Here is a 17,706-nt window from a genome sequence, read left to right on the forward strand (position 1 = left end):
TTTTCCCTGAGTTCCGGTTCCTACATTCTGTAGTCCCGCTTACCGACAGCCACGCCGGGCTGTCGGAGACTCGGGCTTTCTCACCCCTCGCCCAGCAACTCAACCAGGAGGCTAGCATGCAGTCCTCTCACCCCTGCGCCGCCTTGCTGCGCGCCCTGCTCGTGGGGCTCTGCCTGGCGGCAGCACTGCCCGCACTGGCGGACGCACCCGATCGCGGCGCGCCGGCACCGGCCACCCAGGCCGACGGCGCCGAGGCCAACCCGGCGCCTGCCCTGCCCGCGGACGCCACGGCCGAAGTGCCCTTCATCGGCCCGCTCGAGCTGCTCACCTTGAGCCCCGTCGACCCGCTGGACCGCGGCTCCGACTTCACCGACGCCGGCCTCGGCCGCGGCCTTGCCGCGCCGACGGCGCTCGAGCAGAGCAAGCTCGCGCTGGCCCGCGCGGCCGTCGAGGCCTCGCGCGCGGCGGGCACGCTCTACGCGATCGGCCCGCGCCCGGTCGACCTCGGCGATATCGACGCCCTGCGCGCGGCCAAGCTCGATCGCCTGCGCAGTCAGGCTCCGGTGCCCACGCCCGCGCAGGCGGGTGCCTCGGGCGTCGGCGGCGGGCTCGCGCCCATCCAGCTCATCGGTCCCGCCGAGCCCACGGCCGAAGAGCTCGCCAAGCTGCAGGGCATCGCGCCGCGTCCGGCCGTGCCGGCCGAGAGCGAGCCCGCGGCCCAGCCGACCGGCGATCCCTCGCAGAAGGCGGAGGTGCAGCGATGAAGCCGCTCCGCCTGATCCTCTGCCTCGCGCTGCTCGCCCTCGCGAGCGGCAACGTGCTCGCCGATCCGCTCGCGCCCAGCCGCGGCCAGTCCAGCGCCGAGGACATCCTCGCCGCGCGCCTCGCCGCCGCGCAGAGCTCGCTGGTGAACGCCGATCCCTCGACCTGGGAAGACGTCGAAGGGATGGCCGAGCAGGCCGCGCTCGGGGACGCCGTCGGCGGCCGAGCCAACGACGACAACGACACCGCGCACTACGGACGCGGCAGCACGCTCATCATCCACGTCTTCATCAGCCACGACGGCGGGACCTGGACCGGGGACGACATGAACACGGCCAACGCCAAGACCGAAGTGGCGAAGGACTACTACCTGGACAACGCGCCCAGCGAGGCCAATCTCAGCTTCGACAGCTCGGGCGGCTTCTACTGGTACTATCACGCCGATCTGCCCTACACGATTGGCTACAGCGGCACGAACGACACCGTCGTCAACGACGCCCTCGCGGCGATCGGCTTCGGCGATGGCGACGGCGACGGCAGCCGCGTCGACGACATGACGATGTACCTGCAGAACTGGAACGGCGGCTACGACAACGTGATCGCCGCCTTCGAGGTCCACGTCAACGGCCGCGCCTGGGCCAGCTACGGCACCGCGCAGATCCGCCTCTACCTGGACAGCGACGGCAACGTCTGGGCGCACGAGATGGGTCACAGCTTCGGCGCCTGCGACGAGTACGTCGAGAGCGGCATGTGCAACGGCGGCATCAACTGCGGCCTCTGCCAGAGCTGGTACCTGAGCTACAACGTCGACAACGGCAACTGCCAGCTCGCGAGCTGCCCGATCGACGTCAGCTGCCTGATGATCAACAACACCTTCAGCAACATCTGCGACTACACGCGCAAGCACTGGGCCTGGTGGGACACGCCGGGCGGCATCAACTACCTGGACGACGTCAAGCGCCGCACGACGGGCAGCAACTTCGTGATGATCTACCAGCTCTATCACGACGGCTGGTTCTCGTGGAACAACGTGGACAACGGGATGGTGATCCACCAGCTGTGGAACACCTGGTCGGTGATCGGCCTGCGCAGTCCGGCGAGCGCGGACTACGACCCCTATCTCTACCTGGACAACAACCACAACAACTACGTCGCCAACTCCTACACCGGCTATCCGGTGGACTTCATCGTCGGCGACTACAACCACAACCGCATCGGCAACGAGCACATCGAGGTGCGGCGCTACTCGGGCGACACCGCGAACTACAACCTCACCTTCGAGAGCGGCACCGGCATGCTCTACGCGGACGGCATCTCGCGCGGCGTGAGCTGGGGCAGCTACCAGGTGGTGCGCGTCTGGGATGTGCCGCTCTTCGCCGGCGAGGAGCTGACCTTCTACGGCTGGAACCTGAGTGCGGGGATGGACATCGGCCTCGCGCTCTTCAAGAGCAACGGCACGACCTACTTCGCCGGTCGCACGAGCGCGGTCGCCACGGCCGACAGCTACGGCGCGGGCGGCGGCGAGTCCTTCACCTACACGGTGCCGGCGGATGACGTCTACGGCCTCGTCGCCTGGTCGAACAGCACGGTCAATGGCAGCTTCGAGATCCAGATCGGGCCGGCGCCCTACACGCTGGTCGAGGAGACGCCCTTCTTGTCGGGCCTCGACCTGCGCCTGTTCAACTACGACCCGAACGCGCATTACTGGTCGGTGGTCGGCACGCGGCCCTACGACGGCAACGACGTCGCCTGCGGGCTCTACGCCGACGAGAACTACCAGAACCTGCTCCAGACCTCGGGCAACTACATCCCCGGCTCGCCGGAGTTCGTCGCCGTCGACTACTACGTCACGCCCTGGAGCCGCGACCACTGGCGGGTGAATCGCACGAGCGGCACCGGCTTGCACACCAGCGAGTGGGAGCACAACCCCGACTTCATCAGCGGATACACCGGTGACCTCACCTGGAACTACGACCACGTCGCCAAGATCTGGGACTTCTACGCCACCGGCGGGCAGAACTACTTCTTCCGCCAGTACCAGTCCGATGCCGACCTCAACACGGCGATCTACGCCTACAGTTCAAGTGACGGCGATGCCTACAAGGGCCGCGGCGACTTCATCGCTCTGTCGAACTACCACCTGCCGGCCGACGGCGGCGAGTGGTTCAACGTGACGCCCACCATCGGCGGCTGGCTCGGCTTCGTCCAGACGACCGAGGACGAGAACGGCGGCGACTATAGCGTGATGGCCGGCCCGGACATCGCCCTCACCGAGGACGCCGTGGTCACGCGCTACGACGAGGTCGTCTTCGGCAGCAACACGATCCCCTCGATGTGGTGGACGGCCTTCGGCGTGCGTCCCTCGCCCGGCGATGAGGCCAGCATCTGGCTCTACGGCGATGACGCTTACACGATCAGCACGCTCGCCGCGAACGACCAGTACGGCGGCGGCGTGGAGTTCGTCGTCGGGGACTACAACCACATCGGCAGCGGCATGACGACCTACCCGCGCATCTACCGGCGGGCGGGCTACAGCGCCATGGACATCGAGTGGGAAGGCGGCGGCGAGAGCCTCTACTTCCCGCCCGGCAGCGCCGTCTTCTACGACTACGACTGGCCGGCGGGCGATGTCGTCGAGGTCTGGGACATCTGGCTCTATGCGGGCGACCAGCTGCACCTGGAGGTGCAGGACCTCTCGCGCGGGGTGCTCGACCTCGGCGTCGCGCTCTTCGCCTCCAACGGCGCCGCCTACTACGCGAACGAGGAAGGGGCGGCGGTGAGCTCGGACATCGCCGGGATCGGCGGCGAGGAGTCGATCGACCTCACCGCCGATCACAACGACTGGTACGGGCTGGTCGTCTTCAACCAGAACGACAACGGGGGTGCCTACCGGATCACCGTCCAGGACGGCACCACGGTGGCCGCCGGCGAGCTGCCGCTGCCGCAGGTCTTCGCGCTGCGCGCGGCCTCCGCGAATCCCTTCGCGGATGCGGTGACGCTGCGCTACAGCCTGCCCAAGGACAGCGACGCGGCGATCGAGATCTTCGACGTCAGCGGCCGCCGCGTGCGCAGCCTGCTCGCGGGTCGCGCGCCGGCCGGCGAGCACCTGCTCGCCTGGGACGGCAAGAGCGACGCCGGCGAGCGCCTGCCCGGCGGCGTCTACCTGGCCCGCCTCAAGGCCGGCGGCGAGTCGCACACGGCCAAGCTGGTGCGCGTGCGCTAGTCGCCTGCGGAATCGGGATTGCAGAGGGGCCGCCGGCGCTTGCCGGCGGCCCTTCGTGTGGGGAGGCCATCGGCGGCGTGGCGCCGACTAGTCGACCACGCAGCGAAAGCCGATGCTATTCGAACGATGGCCCGGCCCGTTGGCGTTGTAGCTGCGAGTCGCCACGGTGCAGGTGATCGCGGCACCGATGCAGAAGCCACCGCGCAGCAGCCGGAAGGTCTGGGTCGACGCGGGGCCCTTGGGGTCCGTCGTCCCGCCGGCGGGATAGATGTTGCCGAACCAGTCCCAGCACAGCTCGCCGACGTTGCCGCTCATGTCGTAGAGCCCCTCCTCGTTCGCCGACTTCTCGCCCACGCCGTGGGTCGCACTGCCGCTGTTCAGCGCATACCAGGCGACATCGTCGACCGACTCGCTGCCGCTGTAGGTGTAGCCCAGCGAGAGGGAGCCGCCCCGGGCGGCGTACTCCCACTCGGCTTCGGTCGGCAGTCGATAGCCGTTCGCGCCCCACATCACGGCATCGATGTTCAGATCCAGATCGCCGCTGCGATAGACCGTGCTCTGCGAGGCGTCCGTGTAGTAGACGGGTGTGATCCCCGCCATCTCCGAGCGGGCGTTGCACCACTTCACCGTGTCGTACCAGTTCACCATCGTCACCGGCTGGTTCACCCCGCTCCCGTTGGAGCCCCGCTGGCCCGCCGTCAGATCGCTGTAGCCGTGATCCGCCGCCCAGGCGGCGACATCGATCCAGAGTTCGTAGGTCACTTCGTAGGCGTCGATCGCGAAGCCGTCGATCGTGACCGGGATTCCCTGGGCCGAGAAGCTGCCGGCCACGACCACCTGCAGAGTCGGCACGACCACGGCACTGCTGGTCGTGAAGGACCAGACCGGACTCGCGACGCTGCCGCCGTCGGTGGTGACACGCCAGTAGTAGGTTGTGCCGGCGGCCAGTCCCGTGCACGGGTAGGCCGTGCTGCCATGCCCCGTGGTCACCTGTTCGCTGGGCGGATTGCTGTCGTCGAGGTAGACGTCGAAGACGGCTGATGCGGCGCCCGCGCCGGAGCAGCTCCAGCTCAGCGTCGGCGACACGGCGATGCCGTTGGCGGCATCGGCCGGCCATGGGAGCGAGAGCGTGAGCGGCGTGGGGTTGTCGGTCGGGCTGTCGCTCGAGCAACTGAGAAGGCCGAGCGCGATGCCGATGGCGATCAGAGCGCCTGTGATCCTCTTCATCGTTCCTCCTTCACCGCTGCCCACCCGTGGCACGCAGGCGGGCGAGTATGTCGAGGGCGCCGGCGGCTGTCAACGCGAGGCCCCGCGCGCAGCGCCCCCGAGGCGGGGTTCGGACCCGCTGCCGCGGGCGCTCGCAATCCGGACCAGATCCGTACTTTTTCGCCTTGCGCCCCCGGGGGCGGCTTAGTAGCTTCACGGAGCAATCAGTACCGATGCAGTCCAGTTTTTACCAAGCCGCAGGAATTCCATGATCCGCGTCGCCAAGCTGACCGACTACGGGATCGCCCTCATGACCCGCCTCGCCCAGGCGCCGGCCGCCAGCGCCACGGCCCGCGACCTCGCCGAGGCCCTCGGCCTGCCCCTGCCCACGGTGAGCAAGCTGCTCAAGCTGCTCGCCCGGCAGGAGCTGCTGCTCTCGCAGCGCGGGGCCAAGGGCGGCTACAGCCTGGCCCGTCGACCCGAGGAGATCACCCTCGCCGAGCTGGTCGGCGCTCTCGAGGGGCGCGTGGCCGTCACCGAGTGCTCCGCCGAGGCGGGCTGCGCCTGCGAGCTGGAGCCCACCTGCGATGTGCGCGAGAACTGGGGCTGGATCAACCGCCAGGTGATGAGCGCCCTGGAGAACGTCACCCTGCGCGAGATGGCCGGCTCCCTGGCCGGCAAGCCCGGAGGAAACGCCTGATGGCCGAGAACCGCCAGCCCGCGGCCGAGAGCGAGGGGACGCTGGGCGAGAGCGAGCGCCTGCTCCGCGATCTCGCCGCCCAGGACTACAAGTGGGGCTTCGTGACGGACATCGAGGCGGACACCGTGCCGCCCGGCCTGAACGAGGAGGTCATCCGCTTCATCTCGGCCAAGAAAGAGGAGCCCGCCTGGCTGCTCGAGTGGCGCCTGAAGGCCTATCGCCACTGGCTCACGCTGGCGGAGCCACACTGGCCGAAGGTCAAGTACCCGCCCGTCGACTACAAGGCGATCAGCTACTACTCGGCGCCCAAGCAGAAGAAGCAGCTCGCGAGCCTCGACGAGGTGGACCCGGCGCTGCGCGAGACCTACGCCAAGCTCGGCATCCCGCTCGAGGAGCAGAAGCTGCTCGCGGGCGTGGCGGTGGACGCCGTCTTCGACAGCGTGTCCGTGGCCACCACCTTCAAGACGAAGCTGAAGGAGCTGGGCGTCATCTTCCTCTCCTTCTCGGAGGCCGTGCGCGAGCACCCCGAGCTGGTGCAGAAGTACCTGGGCAGGGTCGTGCCGCCCACGGACAACTTCTTCGCGGCGCTGAACTCGGCGGTCTTCACCGACGGCTCCTTCGTCTACGTGCCCAAGGGCCTGCGCTGCCCGATGGAGCTGTCCACCTACTTCCGCATCAATGCGGCGAACACGGGGCAGTTCGAGCGCACGCTGATCGTGGCCGACGAGGGCGCCTATGTCAGCTACCTCGAGGGCTGCACCGCGCCCATGCGCGACGAGAACCAGCTCCACGCCGCGGTGGTCGAGCTCTACGCGCACGCCGACGCCCAGATCAAATACAGCACCGTGCAGAACTGGTACCCCGGCGACAAGGACGGCGTGGGCGGCATCTACAACTTCGTCACGAAGCGCGCGCTCTGCGCCGGCGATCGCGCCAAGGTCTCCTGGACGCAGGTGGAGACGGGCTCGGCGATCACCTGGAAGTACCCGAGCTGCATCCTCAAGGGCGAGGGCTCCGTGGGCGAGTTCTACTCGGTGGCCCTCACGAACAACCGCCAGCAGGCCGACACCGGCACGAAGATGATCCACCTGGGCAAGAACACGCGCAGCACGATCGTGTCCAAGGGCATCTCGGCCGGCCGCGGCGACCAGACCTATCGCGGCCTCGTGCGCATCGCCGGCGGCGCCGAGGGCGCGCGCAACTACACGCAGTGCGACTCGATGCTGCTCGGCGACCGCTGCGGCGCCCACACCTTCCCCACCATCGAGTCCGGCAACCCGTCGGCCAAGGTGGAGCACGAGGCGACCACCACCAAGATCGGCGACGACCAGATCTTCTACTGCAACCAGCGCGGCCTCAGCACCGAGGACGCGGTGTCGATGATCGTGAGCGGCTTCTGCAAGGAGGTCTTCCGCGAGCTGCCCATGGAGTTCGCCGTGGAGGCCCAGAAGCTGCTCAGCGTGAGCCTGGAAGGCAGCGTCGGCTAGCGGCGCGCCCGATTCGCAAGGAGAACCGCCAGCATGCTCGAGATCCGCAACCTGCACGCCGAAGTGGAAGGCAAGCCCATCCTGCGCGGCGTCGACCTGACGATCCGTCCCGGCGAAGTGCACGCCATCATGGGCCCGAACGGCTCGGGCAAGAGCACGCTCGCCCAGGTGCTGGCCGGCAGCGAGGTCTTCACGGTCACGGCCGGCGAAGTGCGCTACGCCGGCGAGGACCTGCTCGCCCTCGCGCCCGAGGAGCGCGCACTGGCGGGCATCTTCCTCGCCTTCCAGTACCCGGTCGAGATCCCCGGGGTGAGCAACCTCTACTTCCTGCGCTCGGCGCTGAATGCGCAGCGCAAGGCGCGCGGCGAGTCCGAGCTGGACGCGATGGACTTCCTCGCCCTCGCCCGCGAGAAGATGCAGCTCTTCGACCTCGACCCCGAGCTGATGAACCGCTCGCTGAACGTCGGCTTCTCGGGCGGCGAGAAGAAGCGCAACGAGGGCTTCCAGATGGCCGTCCTCGCGCCGAAGCTCGCCATCCTCGACGAGACCGACTCGGGCCTGGACATCGACGCGCTCAAGATCGTCGCGCGCGGCGTGAACGCGCTGCGCGGGCCGGACCACGCCGCGCTCGTGATCACGCACTACCAGCGCCTGCTCGAGTACATCGTGCCCGACCGCGTGCACGTGCTTTCGGAGGGACGCATCGTGCGCTCGGGCGGCAAGGAGCTGGCCCTCGAGCTGGAGGCCAAGGGCTACGGCTGGCTGGAGAAGGCCGACCATCCGTCCGCTTGAACCCGCGCCCATCCCTGGAGCCGAAGTGAGCAAGACGAAGCACCCGAATTCGACCGTGAGCGCCGCCGGCCTGCTCGCCGACTTCCCCGCCTTCGCGTCCGCGCGCGCCGAAGCGGCGCCGATCGCCGCCCTGCGCCGCGAGGCCGCCGCGCGCTTCGCGGCGCTGGGCCTGCCGGGCCGCGAGCGCGAGGACTGGAAGTTCGCGGACCTCAGGCCCTTCGCCGCCGCCGGCTGGCGGCCCTTCGCCGAGCAGCCGAGCGCGCCGGCCACGGCCCTCGCCGAGCGTCTCGCGGCGCTGCCCGATCTCGGCGGCCCGCGCCTCGTGCTCGTCGACGGCGTCTACGCGCCCGGCCTCTCGCGGGCCGCGAGTCTGCCCGCGGGCCTCGCGGTGGCGCCGCTGGCGGCGGTCGATCCCGCGCGCCTCCTCGCCGCCGGCTTCGGCCGCCTGGCGAGCCACGCGGACGCCGCCTTCACCGCGCTCAGCGCCGCCTGGTGGCAGGGCGGGCTCTTCCTCACCATCGCGCCGGAGGCCACCTTCGACGCGCCGATCGAGATCGTCCACCTGGCAACGGGCGCCGCCGCCGGCCGCATGCTCGCCCCGCGCCTGCTCGTGGAGGTCGGCCAAATGGGCAGCGCCGCCATAGTTGAGCGCTACCTCAGCGCGGACGACGCCGCGCACTTCACGAACGCGATCGGCGAGCTCAGCCTCGCGGAGGGCGCGCGGCTCACGCACCTGAAGCTCCTCGCCGAGAACGCGGCGGCCTGGCACATCGGCGCCAGCCACGTCCACCAGGCGGCAAGGAGCCACTACGCCTCGCGCGAGATCCTCCTCGGCGGTGCGATGAGTCGCCGCGAGCTGCACCTCACGCTGGCCGGCCGCGAGGCGAGCTGCGAGCTGAACGCGCTCTATCTCGGCGGCGGCGAGCAGCGCCACGACCTGCGCACCCGCGTGCGCCACGCCGTGTCCGACTGCCAGACGCGCGAGCTGTACAAGGGCATCCTGGACGGCCGCGCGCGGGGCATCTTCGACGGGCTGATCATCGTCGACCAGGACGCGCAGAAGACCGACGCGCGCCAGACGAACCGCAACCTGCTGCTCTCCCCCGACGCGACGGCCTACAGCCTGCCGCGCCTGGAGATCTACGCCGACGACGTCAAGTGCACGCACGGCTCGACCACGGGCCAGATCAGCGACGAGCAGCTCTTCTACTTGTGCACACGCGGTTTCGCGGCAGAGGCCGCCCGCGCCCTGCTCACCTATGCCTTCGCGAGCGAGATCATCGAGGGCATCGAGCCCGCGGCGCTGCGTCGCGAGCTGGCGAGCGCCCTGCTCGCGCGCCTCCCCCAGTCACAGAGCGCCCAACTCGAGGTGGACGCGTGAACCCGCCCCCGGATGACGCCGAGCGCCTCGCCCTCGGCACGCGCGCGCCGGGTCGCCGCCGCAACGAAGCCCTGCTCGCCGAGGGCCTGCGCAACGACTTTCCCATCTTCCGGCACCTCGTGCGCGGACGGCCACTGGTCTACCTGGACAGCGCGGCCAGCGCCCAGAAACCCCAGGTCGTGCTCGACACCCTGCACCGCTTCTACAGCGAGGGCTACTCGAACATCCACCGCGGGGTCTACCTGCTCAGCGAGGAAGCGACGCGCATCTACGAGGGCACGCGCGAGAAGGTGCGCCGCCTGCTCGGCGCGCGCGAGACGCGCGAGATCGTCTTCCTGCGCGGGACGACCGAGGGCCTGAACCTGCTCGCCTGGACGCTGGGCCGCCAGCGCGTCGGCGCGGGCGACGAGATCCTCCTCACGCACATGGAGCACCACTCGAACATCGTGCCCTGGCAGCTGCTCTGCGAGCAGGTCGGCGCGAAGCTGGTGGTGGCGCCCATCGACGACACGGGCGCCCTCGACCTCGCGGCCTGGACCGCTCTGCTCTCGCCGCGCACGAAGCTCGTGGCCGCCGGTCACGTCTCGAACGCGCTGGGCACCGTGAACCCGATCAAGACGATGGTCCAGCGCGCGCACGCGCTGGGCATTCCGGTCGTCGTCGACGGCGCGCAGGCCGTGCCGCACCTGCCCATCGACGTGAAAGACCTCGACTGCGACTTCTACGTGTTCAGCGGACACAAGCTCTACGGGCCGACGGGGATCGGCATCCTCTACGGCAAGGCCGAGCTGCTCGAGCAGCTCCCGCCCTACCAGGGCGGCGGCGACATGATCCGCTCGGTCAGCTTCGCGCGCAGCACCTTCGCGCCGCCGCCGCACCGCTTCGAGGCGGGCACGCCGGACATCGCCGGGGCCATCGGCCTCGGCGCGGCGATCTACTACGTCGAGTCGATCGGCTTCGAGGCGATCGTCGCCCACGAGCAGGCCCTGCTCGCCTACGCCACCGAGTGCCTCGCCGCCTTGCCCGGCCTGCAGCTCATCGGCACGGCCCCCGAGAAGGTGGGCGTGCTCTCCTTTGTGATGGACGGCGTGCACCCGCACGACATCGGCACTCTGCTCGACGCCGAGGGCATCTGCGTGCGCGCGGGCCACCACTGCGCGCAGCCGGTGATGGAGCGCTTCGGCGTGCCCGCCACGACGCGCGCCTCCTTCGGCCTCTACAACACGCAGGCGGACGTCGACGCGCTCGTCGCCGGCCTGCTGAAGATCCGGGAGCTCTTTCCGCAATGAGCGACCTGCGCGATCTCTACCAGGAGCTGATCCTCGACCACGGGCGCAACCCGCGCAACCGGCGGCGCATCGAGGGCTGCGCCGAGGCCCATAGCGGCTGCCGGCGCGCTAAGGGCCACAACCCGCTCTGCGGCGACCAGCTGACGCTCTACCTGAAGACGGACAGCGAGCGCGTCGTCGACGTCGCCTTCGAGGGCGCGGGCTGCGCGATCTTCACGGCGTCGTCCTCACTGCTCACGGACGCCCTGCGCGGCAAGGGCCTGGCCGAAGCGCGCGACTTGCTGCGCGACTTCCTGGCGATGATCACCGACGAGAACGCCGCGGCCGATCCGGCGCGCCTGGGCAAGCTGGCCGTCTTCGCCGGCGTGCGTGGCTACCCGGTGCGCGTCAAGTGCGCGGCCCTCGCCTGGCGCACCCTCGAGGCCGCGCTCGACGGCGCGGCCGAAGCCAGCACGGAGTAGCGATGAGCGACACGCCCGAGCCGGCCGCCCGCGACGAGGCCCTGCGCGAGGCCGCGATCGACGTCCTGCGCACGGTCTTCGACCCGGAGATCCCGGTGAACATCTGGGAGCTGGGGCTGATCTACGCGGTCGAGGCCGACGCCGCCGCGGGCGGCGTAGCCGTGCGGATGACCCTCACCTCGCCCGCCTGCCCCGTGGCCGGCAGCCTGCCCGGCGAGGTCGAGCGCAAGCTGCGCGGCCTGCCGGGCGTGAGCGAGGCCCGCGTCGAGCTCACCTGGGAGCCCGCCTGGACCACGGCGATGATGTCCGACAGCGCGCGGCTCGAGCTAGGATTCCTCTAGTCTTCGCTACGCCCGCCGTCGATCTGCCTAATGAGCTCGGCGCACTCCCTGCGCAGCACCGGCACGCGCGTCACGCGGCATAGATGACCTGCTTGGTGCGTTCGATCTCGGCCGCGATGTAGCGGTTCCGGACGGCATCGGCCATCACGAGGTCGACTTCGACCCCAAAGATACCGCGCAGCGCATCCAAGAGGCCGAAGTAGGCATCGACGAGGGCGTGCGGGTGCATCGGTCTGAATTCGACGAGCAGGTCGATATCGCTGGCGCCGGGACGGTAGTCCGGGCGCAGCACCGATCCGAAGGCATGCAGGCGGTCGACGCCGTAGCGCTCGCATGCTTCGACGATTGATGCCCGCACGTCATCGAGTTGGCGGACCATGCTCCACCTCCGAGGCGCAGTGTACATGGTCGCTTCAGCAAGCGCTACGTCGAATCCGACGACCAGGCGCCCTCCGCTGGCCCTAGCGGCGCCCCGCCGACGTCGGCTGCGGCGCGAGGATCACGGGGATGATCGTCAGGTTCCCCGCCTCGGTGCCCGGCGCGTAGTTCTTCTGCGGCTTGGCGGCCTTGCCCTGCTCGCGCAGGAGGAAGCAGCAGTCCTCACCGTCGCGCGGTCCGCCGCTGCGAGCGCCATCGCCCGGCGCCGGACCCAGCCACCACAGCTCGATGCGCTGCTTGGCGTCCAGGCCGCAGGCCTGCTCGGCCAGCGCCGCCGCCGTGGCGTGCACGCTCTCGAGCAGCCGCGCCACCTGCGCGTCCGCGAGCCCGGCGCCCTCGAGCAGCGCGCGCACCCAACCGCGCAGCTCGCCCATCGCTTCGTGGTTGGCCGGCAACGCGAGACGCTTGCCTTCCTTCTGCGCGCGGGAATAGAGGCGCAGGGCCTCGGCCTCGGCCGCCGAGGGCTCGGGCTTGCCCGCTTGCTCGAGCTGCACGCGCCGCTCGAGGAGGCGGTGGCTCATCGTGTTGAAGCTCTCGACGAGCTGGGCGAAATCCGGACAGCGCTCGCTCGCGAGCTGGATCTCGTAGTTGCCGCGGCCGATGCGCACGAGGCCGTCGCGCAAGCGGCCCAGGGGCGCGAGCACGCGCGGGGTGAGGAGCACCAGGACGCCCAGCCCCAGCCCGAGCAGGCCTGCGAAGGCGAGCAGGGTGAGGGCGAGTCCGCTGCGCGCCCGCCGCGCGATGGTGCTGCGCTCCATGCCCGCCACCACGCGGCCGATGCGCTCGCCGCTCGCACTGAGCACGGGCGTCTCGACGAGGATCAGGCGCTCGCCGCGCGCCACGGACTCGCCGGGACGCAGCGCGCTCACGCCGCCCAGCGGCGTCACGCGCTCGGGCGGCGCGTAGCGCTCGCCGAGTCGGCTCGGTTCGGAATGACCCTGTACGACGCCCGCCTGGTCGACGACCACGGCATAGACGAGTGCCGGGTCCTCGGCCTGCATCTGGCGGATCAGCGGGTGGAGGATCAGCTCGGGATAGGGCGTCGCGAGCGCCTCGCTGCCGGCCTGGGCCAGGCTGCGGGCGTCGACGAGCAGGCGCGCGCGCAGCTCCTGCGTGAGCACCGCGCGCTGCTGCTGCTGGGCGACGAGCCCCGTCCCCAGCGTGATGAGCACCGCGAGCAGGCCCATCGTCAGCAGCAAGCGCGGACGCAGGCCAAGCCGCTCGAGCCGCTGCTGGGAACGAGTCCCCCACTGCTTGAACATCACGGGCCTCCTCGCTGCGCAGCATCTCGCCGCAACCACGCGGCGCGGCGCAAGGACCGCGCCAGCCCGCCCTGCGCCCGCCCTAGCCGATCGGGGCGAGTGCTGCCTCGCGGCTCTCGTGGATGGCGAGATAGGGCCCCAGGTTGAGCAGATGGATCACCGAGCGGACGGCCGGCGAGATGGGGGCATAGGCGAAGCGGCTGCTGATGCCGCGAATCACTGCGTCCTAAGGGATGACGCGCTTCCCCGGCCGCGCCGACGGGCGGGGCAGTCCCACGCGTTTCCCGTTGTGGCGGAAGATTCCCTAGCGGTAGCTGCGGCCTTCCGGCCCGCGACGCAGCGAGCTGAGCAGGGCCACCAGCCACTCCTCGGTGCGCAGGCAGACGCGCGCGAAGGCCGGGTAGTCCAGGCCCAGGCGCGCCGCGCTGGGCGCCTCGAGGGCGAAGTTGAGGCCCTCGGCGCCGAGGTCAACGCTGAGCGTCTTGGCAATGAGGTTGGCGACGACGACGGCGTCGAGCACCGGCGTCGCGGTCGTGAGTGGCGTCTCGTGGTGGCGCGCAATGGCGTCCACCAGTTCGTCGGGGAAGCCCCACTCGCGCCCGATCGCCGCCCCCACCAGCGCGTGGTCGGTGCCGAAGAGCCGGCGCTCGGCCTCGACGAACGTGCAGCCCTGCGTCGCCGCGCGGTCCAGCACCTCCTGGCAGCTCGCCTTGAAGTGGCGGGCGGTCACCAGCTTGCCGATGTCATGCAGGAGCGCCGCGGTGAGCGCCAGGCTCGGCAGACCCAGGCGCGGCCGCTCGGCGATGATCGCCTCCACGGCCAGCTCGGCGGCGGCGCTGTGCGCCCAGAGGTCCTCCTCGCTGCGGTCGTGGAGCGGCGCGCCCGTGTGCAGGCGGGTCATGTAATCGCGCAGGACGAGGTCGAGCAGGCGTGCAGTGCCCAGGCGCGCGATCGCCTCGCGCACGGAGGCAGGCCGACCGAAGCCGCTGTAGGCCGCGCTGCTCGCGGCCTTGAACACGGTGGCGGCGATCGCCTCGTCGAGCTCGATCAGGTTGGCGATCGGCCGCAGGGAGGCCTCGGGCCGGCGCAGCAGACCGACCAGCTCGCGGGCGGTCGCCGGCAACGGCTCCAGCTCGCGGATGCTGCGGGCGATGTCGGCCGCGACTTCTTCCTGGGTTAGGGTGCTCACGGTCGCCCTCATGCGGCGTGCCCTCGGCCAGCCGCTCGGAGCACGCCCAGATCCAGCCGGGCATGTCCGCCAGCACGGCAATCGTGCTGGCACCATCCCGGGCTGGTACATCCTTCGGCACGCCGAAGGCGACACTTGAGTGGGCGGCCGCCGCCCCGGCGCCGTTTCCCGCGTCTAGGTCAAGACGGCCAGCGCGGCGGCGTAGTCCGGCTCGGTGACCGTCTCCGGTACGAGCTGGCTGTGGATCACCTTCCCCGCGGCGTCCAGCACCACCACCGAGCGGGCGAGCAGACCGGCCAGCGGGCCGTCCGCGATGCGCACGCCGTAGGCCTTGCCGAAGCTGCCTTCGCGGAAGTCCGAGGCTGGGATCACGCGCTCCAGACCCTCGGTCGTGCAGAAGCGCTTGTGGGCGAAGGGCAGGTCCATCGACACGCAGACGACGGCCGTGCTCTTGAGGCCCGCGGCCTCGGCGTTGAAGCGGCGCACGCTCGCCGCGCAGACCTCGGTGTCCAGGCTGGGGAAGATGTTCAACACCACGCGCTGGCCCTTGAGCGCGTCCAGCGTGAGCTCCCCGAGGTCCGTCTTGACGAGGTGGAACTCGGGAGCGGCGCTGCCGAGGGCTGGCAGCTCACCGACGGTGTTGAAGGGATTGCCCCTGAGGGTGAAGCGAGCCATGCGGCGCTCCTTGGCTGGGGTGAAGCGGCTGGGTAGTCCCCGCTATTTTGCACACTCGTGGCGGCCGCCGCCAGTCCCTCTGGCGCGATCCCGGCTTGCAGCGCGGTCGGTGGCCTCCCTGGATCGGACGTTTGGGTTCGCGCCGTGACATCCGCCAGGCCGAGGTCCCGCCAGGGACCTCTCAACACGACTCGATGGGAGAACAGCAATGAAGAAGCGTGTAGTCGGTGACCAGCCCCTGAACGCCGCCCTGGCGGCCGAGCTGGGCGTCGACCGCTGGCTGCTCCTGCGCTTCGCCGGCGCGCGCGATCTGCCCGGGCTGGCCGAACCCCTCGCGACCGATCCGGACGTCGAGGCGGTCTCGCTCGACTGAGTGGCCTTCCCCGCCGTCGCGCCGAGCGACCCGTTGCACGCGGGGCACTGGGGGCACAACAACACGGCTTGGGGACTGCGGGTGGTTCAGGTGACCGGCGTCGCATCGGGGCAGCGGTGCACTTCGATCGTCGCGTGCACGATGCCCAGCCCGGGCACGATGCGGGCGAGATAGTCTGCCGGCGCGCGCGGCGCGCCGGCGACGAGCACGACTGCCGCCGCATGAATCCCTGGCCCGACGGCCCAGACGTGCAGGTCGCTGACGCGGCTGTCGCCGTCGGCCTCCAGCGCTGCGCGCAGGCGCTCGCGCAGGGCGGCCGGGGCTTGATGGTCGAGGAGCACGCGCGCCGAGGCGCGCAGCAGGCCGATCCCCTCGCGCAGCACGAGCAGCGACAGCCCGTTCACGAGGAGCCCGACCACCGCGACGAGGATCGCCTGATCGAAGGCGATCGCCACCGGCGCGAGCAGACGGCGGATGCTCTCGCCCGCCATCAGCAGCGCGAGGAGCGCGAGCAGCACGGCGCTCGCGAAGGCCGCGAGCGAGTTGACCTTGCCGGTGCCGAAGCTGAAGCGGGCGTCGTGCGCATGACGGCGCGTGTAGGCGTAGGCGAAGGCCGCGATGCCGAGGGCCGTCGCGTGGCTGGCCATGTGCAAGCCGTCGGCGAGCAGGGCCATCGAGCGGAAGGCGAGCCCGGCGGCGATCTCGACGAGCATCGTCGCCGCCGTGATCGCGATGACCAGCCAGGTGCGCGACTCGCCTGGCCGGCGGCGCTCCTGGCCGAAGCTGTGGTTGTGGCTCCAAGCCGCAAGCGACTCTCGGTGCATGGTGGCTCCCTTTCCTCGGGCGGGGAGCCTAACCGCCCATCACCCAAGCAGCAAGGGGAGACTCCAATGTCCGCTCGCACCGAGCTCGACCTCCCGGCCTGATGGGGAGCTGCGGCTTCCTGGTTTCCAGACTTGGCTTGCCATTCGAACGGCGCTGACCCAATCTCGTCGAATGAGCGAGCTCCTGCCCCATCTTGCCGTCGGACTGACCGCGCTCGGCGCCGCCGGGCTCACCCTCTACTCGGGCTTCGGTCTGGGCACCCTGCTGCTGCCGGTCTTCGCCCTCTTCGTGCCGGTCGAAATCGCCGTCGGCGCCACGGCCCTCGTGCACGCGGCGAGCAACCTGCTCAAGGTCGCCGTGCTCGGCCGTCACGCCGATCGCGGCCTCGTCCTGCGCTTCGGCCTGCCCGCGCTCCTCGCCGCCTTCGCCGGCGCCGCGGCTCTCGGCAGCGTCGCACATCTCGAGCCGCTCGCGCGCTATGCGCTGGGCCCGCGCGAGGCGCAGATCACGCCGGTCAAGCTTGCGGTCGCCCTGCTCATGCTGGCCTTCGCGCTCTTCGAGCTGCTGCCCCGCCTGCGCGGCCTGCGCTTCGCGCGACGACACCTCGTCGTGGGTGGCCTACTCTCGGGCTTCTTCGGCGGCTTCTCGGGGCACCAGGGCGCGCTGCGCTCCGCGTTCCTCGTGAAGTTCGAGCTCTCGACGCCGGCCTTCGTCGGCACCAACGCCGTGATCGGCTTCCTCGTCGATCTCGCGCGGCTGGGCACCTACGCCGGCTTCGTGCTCGCTGGGCGCGGCGGCGCGCTTGCGCCCGGCCAGTGGGGACTCGTGGCGACGGGCGCGCTGGCTGCCTTCGCGGGCATCCTGCTCGGCCGGCGCTTCCTGCACAAGGTGACGATGAGCGCCGTGCAGACCCTCACCGGGGTCCTGCTCGCCCTCATCGCCCTGGCGCTGGGCGCCGGGCTGATCTAGCGATGCGCGACCGCGGCATCCTCTACGCCACCGCCACGCTGCGCGCGCTGACGACCGGCTTCACCGGCGTCACCCTCGGCCTCTACCTCGCGGAGCTGGGGCTTGCGGCGGCAGCGATCGGCCGCATCGTCTCGGCGGGGCTCGCGGGCGCCGCGCTCGCGGCGCTGCTCGCCACCCTCCTCGCCGATCGCCTGGGCCGGCGGCGTTTCCTCGTCGCGGCGGCGCTCGTCGGCGCGCTCGGCACGCTGGTCTTCGTGCTCGTCCGCTCGCCGCTCGCGCTCGCGCTCAGCGCGGGCTTCGGCATGCTCAACGGCATGGGCCGCGATCGCGGCG

At 70.6% G+C, this 17,706-nt stretch carries 17 protein-coding genes; 11 read left to right on the plus strand and 6 right to left on the minus strand.

From position 1 onward, the window contains the following. Nucleotides 1–116 precede the first annotated feature (116 nt). Together FJ251_06145 and FJ251_06150 are read left to right on the plus strand one after the other, a co-directional pair. Nucleotides 117–764 (plus strand): hypothetical protein, encoded by a 648-nt coding sequence (locus FJ251_06145; GenBank protein ID MBM4117313.1) that lies wholly within the window; start codon nucleotides 117–119, stop codon nucleotides 762–764. Further along, nucleotides 761–3,985 (plus strand): T9SS type A sorting domain-containing protein, encoded by a 3,225-nt coding sequence (locus tag FJ251_06150; GenBank protein MBM4117314.1) that lies wholly within the window; start codon nucleotides 761–763, stop codon nucleotides 3,983–3,985. The genes FJ251_06145 and FJ251_06150 overlap by 4 nt, the downstream gene beginning before the upstream one ends. Nucleotides 3,986–4,072: 87 nt before the next feature. Here FJ251_06150 and FJ251_06155 read toward each other — a convergent pair whose 3' ends face one another. Continuing rightward, on the minus strand, nucleotides 4,073–5,212 hold the full coding sequence (locus tag FJ251_06155; protein ID MBM4117315.1) for a hypothetical protein: 1,140 nt from the start codon (nucleotides 5,210–5,212) through the stop codon (nucleotides 4,073–4,075). Nucleotides 5,213–5,459: 247 nt separating this feature from the next. Between FJ251_06155 and FJ251_06160 the strand changes: the two genes are divergently transcribed. From FJ251_06160 to FJ251_06190, 7 genes are all read left to right on the plus strand, one after another. Continuing rightward, nucleotides 5,460–5,891, plus strand: coding sequence for an SUF system Fe-S cluster assembly regulator (locus FJ251_06160; GenBank protein MBM4117316.1), 432 nt, complete (start codon nucleotides 5,460–5,462; stop codon nucleotides 5,889–5,891). Next, nucleotides 5,891–7,378, plus strand: a complete 1,488-nt coding sequence (gene sufB / locus FJ251_06165; protein ID MBM4117317.1) for a Fe-S cluster assembly protein SufB — start codon at nucleotides 5,891–5,893, stop codon at nucleotides 7,376–7,378. Before FJ251_06160 ends, sufB begins: the two co-directional genes overlap by 1 nt. A gap of 33 nt (nucleotides 7,379–7,411) precedes the next feature. Next, nucleotides 7,412–8,170, plus strand: coding sequence for a Fe-S cluster assembly ATPase SufC (gene sufC / locus FJ251_06170; protein ID MBM4117318.1), 759 nt, complete (start codon nucleotides 7,412–7,414; stop codon nucleotides 8,168–8,170). A 25-nt stretch (nucleotides 8,171–8,195) separates the two neighbouring features. Beyond that, on the plus strand, nucleotides 8,196–9,551 hold the full coding sequence (gene sufD / locus FJ251_06175) for a Fe-S cluster assembly protein SufD (protein ID MBM4117319.1): 1,356 nt from the start codon (nucleotides 8,196–8,198) through the stop codon (nucleotides 9,549–9,551). Between the two features lie 71 nt (nucleotides 9,552–9,622). After that, entirely contained in the window at nucleotides 9,623–10,840 is a 1,218-nt protein-coding gene (locus tag FJ251_06180; GenBank protein ID MBM4117320.1) for a cysteine desulfurase, read from the plus strand. Continuing rightward, complete coding sequence (locus FJ251_06185) at nucleotides 10,837–11,301, plus strand: SUF system NifU family Fe-S cluster assembly protein (GenBank protein ID MBM4117321.1); 465 nt, start codon at nucleotides 10,837–10,839, stop codon at nucleotides 11,299–11,301. Before FJ251_06180 ends, FJ251_06185 begins: the two co-directional genes overlap by 4 nt. A gap of 2 nt (nucleotides 11,302–11,303) precedes the next feature. Next, a complete protein-coding gene (locus tag FJ251_06190) occupies nucleotides 11,304–11,642 on the plus strand; it encodes a DUF59 domain-containing protein (protein MBM4117322.1) in 339 nt (112 codons plus the stop codon). A gap of 70 nt (nucleotides 11,643–11,712) precedes the next feature. Here FJ251_06190 and FJ251_06195 read toward each other — a convergent pair whose 3' ends face one another. From FJ251_06195 to FJ251_06215, 5 genes are all read right to left on the minus strand, one after another. Then, nucleotides 11,713–12,021, minus strand: coding sequence for a hypothetical protein (locus tag FJ251_06195; GenBank protein ID MBM4117323.1), 309 nt, complete (start codon nucleotides 12,019–12,021; stop codon nucleotides 11,713–11,715). Nucleotides 12,022–12,103: 82 nt separating this feature from the next. After that, entirely contained in the window at nucleotides 12,104–13,342 is a 1,239-nt protein-coding gene (locus FJ251_06200; protein MBM4117324.1) for a HAMP domain-containing protein, read from the minus strand. 304 nt (nucleotides 13,343–13,646) lie between these two features. Then, the gene (locus FJ251_06205; protein MBM4117325.1) at nucleotides 13,647–14,642 is read right to left on the minus strand and encodes an HDOD domain-containing protein; all 996 of its coding nucleotides are present in this window, start codon (nucleotides 14,640–14,642) and stop codon (nucleotides 13,647–13,649) included. A gap of 63 nt (nucleotides 14,643–14,705) precedes the next feature. Beyond that, on the minus strand, nucleotides 14,706–15,206 hold the full coding sequence (locus FJ251_06210) for a thiol peroxidase (GenBank protein ID MBM4117326.1): 501 nt from the start codon (nucleotides 15,204–15,206) through the stop codon (nucleotides 14,706–14,708). Between the two features lie 459 nt (nucleotides 15,207–15,665). Next, complete coding sequence (locus FJ251_06215) at nucleotides 15,666–16,403, minus strand: cation transporter (protein MBM4117327.1); 738 nt, start codon at nucleotides 16,401–16,403, stop codon at nucleotides 15,666–15,668. A gap of 172 nt (nucleotides 16,404–16,575) precedes the next feature. Here FJ251_06215 and FJ251_06220 point away from each other — a divergent pair, with 172 nt between their 5' ends. Beyond that, a complete protein-coding gene (locus FJ251_06220; GenBank protein ID MBM4117328.1) occupies nucleotides 16,576–17,373 on the plus strand; it encodes a sulfite exporter TauE/SafE family protein in 798 nt (265 codons plus the stop codon). A gap of 2 nt (nucleotides 17,374–17,375) precedes the next feature. Continuing rightward, nucleotides 17,376–17,706: hypothetical protein (locus FJ251_06225; protein ID MBM4117329.1), on the plus strand; the 331-nt coding region annotated here is incomplete at its 3' end.

It is taken from the genome of bacterium (assembly GCA_016873475.1).
Lineage (GTDB): Bacteria > Krumholzibacteriota > Krumholzibacteriia > JACNKJ01 > JACNKJ01 > VGXI01.

Excerpts from the sequence above, each read along its gene's own strand:
- FJ251_06200 (MBM4117324.1), bottom strand. The coding sequence starts at position 13,342 with ATGTTCAAGCAGTGGGGGACTCGTTCCCAGCAGCGGCTCGAGCGGCTT.
- FJ251_06145 (MBM4117313.1), top strand. The coding sequence starts at position 117 with ATGCAGTCCTCTCACCCCTGCGCCGCCTTGCTGCGCGCCCTGCTCGTG.
- FJ251_06160 (MBM4117316.1), top strand. The coding sequence starts at position 5,460 with ATGATCCGCGTCGCCAAGCTGACCGACTACGGGATCGCCCTCATGACC.
- FJ251_06205 (MBM4117325.1), bottom strand. The coding sequence starts at position 14,642 with ATGTACCAGCCCGGGATGGTGCCAGCACGATTGCCGTGCTGGCGGACA.
- FJ251_06155 (MBM4117315.1), bottom strand. The coding sequence starts at position 5,212 with ATGAAGAGGATCACAGGCGCTCTGATCGCCATCGGCATCGCGCTCGGC.
- sufB (MBM4117317.1), top strand. The coding sequence starts at position 5,891 with ATGGCCGAGAACCGCCAGCCCGCGGCCGAGAGCGAGGGGACGCTGGGC.
- FJ251_06185 (MBM4117321.1), top strand. The coding sequence starts at position 10,837 with ATGAGCGACCTGCGCGATCTCTACCAGGAGCTGATCCTCGACCACGGG.
- FJ251_06215 (MBM4117327.1), bottom strand. The coding sequence starts at position 16,403 with ATGCACCGAGAGTCGCTTGCGGCTTGGAGCCACAACCACAGCTTCGGC.
- FJ251_06190 (MBM4117322.1), top strand. The coding sequence starts at position 11,304 with ATGAGCGACACGCCCGAGCCGGCCGCCCGCGACGAGGCCCTGCGCGAG.
- sufC (MBM4117318.1), top strand. The coding sequence starts at position 7,412 with ATGCTCGAGATCCGCAACCTGCACGCCGAAGTGGAAGGCAAGCCCATC.
- FJ251_06210 (MBM4117326.1), bottom strand. The coding sequence starts at position 15,206 with ATGGCTCGCTTCACCCTCAGGGGCAATCCCTTCAACACCGTCGGTGAG.
- FJ251_06195 (MBM4117323.1), bottom strand. The coding sequence starts at position 12,021 with ATGGTCCGCCAACTCGATGACGTGCGGGCATCAATCGTCGAAGCATGC.
- FJ251_06220 (MBM4117328.1), top strand. The coding sequence starts at position 16,576 with ATGAGCGAGCTCCTGCCCCATCTTGCCGTCGGACTGACCGCGCTCGGC.
- FJ251_06150 (MBM4117314.1), top strand. The coding sequence starts at position 761 with ATGAAGCCGCTCCGCCTGATCCTCTGCCTCGCGCTGCTCGCCCTCGCG.